The following is a 1,221-nucleotide window of genomic DNA, read 5'->3' as shown; positions in this document are numbered from 1 at the left end:
CCTGTCGCCGGCCAACGGCGAGCCGATCATCGTGCCGTCGCAGGACGTGGTGTTGGGCCTGTACTACATGAGCCGCTCGCTGGTGAACAAGAAGGGCGAGGGCATGGTCTTCGCCAACACCAACGAAGTGAAGCGCGCCTACGACAACCGTCTGGTCGAGCTGCATGCGCAGGTCAAGGTGCGTATCACCCAGGTCGAGCGCGACGAAGAAGGCAACAAGGTCACCAAGACCTCGATCCAGGACACGACCATCGGCCGTGCACTGCTGAGCGAGATCATGCCCGAAGGCCTGCCGTTCGAGCTGTGCAACACCGAGATGACCAAGAAGAACATCTCGCGCCTGATCAACCAGAGCTACCGCCTGCTTGGCCTGAAGGACACCGTGGTGTTTGCCGACAAGCTGATGTACACCGGCTATGCCTACGCAACCCGCGCGGGCGTGTCGATCGGCATCGACGACATGCTGATCCCGGACGAGAAGAAGGGCATCCTCGGTGAAGCCGAAGCCGAAGTGCTGGAAATCCAGGAGCAGTACCAGAGTGGTCTGGTCACCGCCGGCGAGCGCTACAACAAGGTGGTCGACATCTGGTCGCGCACCAATGAGCGCATCGCCAAGGCGATGATGGAAACCATCGGTACCGAGAAGGTCGAAGGTTCGGACGGCAAGATGGTCGACCAGAAGTCGATGAACTCGCTGTACATCATGGCCGACTCCGGTGCCCGTGGTAGCCAGGCGCAGATCCGTCAGCTGGCTGGTATGCGTGGCCTGATGGCGCGTCCGGATGGCTCGATCATCGAGACGCCCATCAAGGCGAACTTCCGTGAAGGCCTGAACGTGCAGGAGTACTTCAACTCCACCCACGGTGCCCGTAAGGGTCTGGCCGATACCGCGTTGAAGACGGCGAACTCGGGTTACCTGACCCGTCGTCTGGTCGACGTGGCACAGGACGTGGTGATCACCGAGGTCGATTGCGGCACCAGCGAAGGCCTGACCATGATTCCGATCGTGGAAGGCGGCGACGTCGTGGAGCCGTTGAAGGACCGCGTGCTGGGTCGCGTTGTGGCCGAGGACGTGTTCCTGCCGGGCAACGACGAGGATCCGATCGTCACCCGCAACACGCTGCTCGACGAGCAGTGGGTGAACAAGCTGGAAGAAGCCGGCGTGCAGACCATCAAGGTCCGCTCGACCATCACCTGCGCCTCCTCGTTCGGCGTCTGCGG

At 61.9% G+C, this 1,221-nt stretch carries 1 pseudogene; it reads left to right on the top strand.

Going from position 1 to position 1,221, the window contains the following annotated elements:
• A pseudogene (locus tag ABB26_RS18285) lies at window positions 1-1,221 on the top strand (DNA-directed RNA polymerase subunit beta'); the annotation flags it as partial.

Origin of the sequence: Stenotrophomonas humi (genome assembly GCF_001431415.1) — a bacterium.
In the GTDB taxonomy this organism is placed as follows: Bacteria; Pseudomonadota; Gammaproteobacteria; order Xanthomonadales; family Xanthomonadaceae; genus Stenotrophomonas; species Stenotrophomonas humi.
Note: the sequence above shows the minus strand (reverse complement) of the source record. Positions and strands in the feature narration are given on the sequence as shown.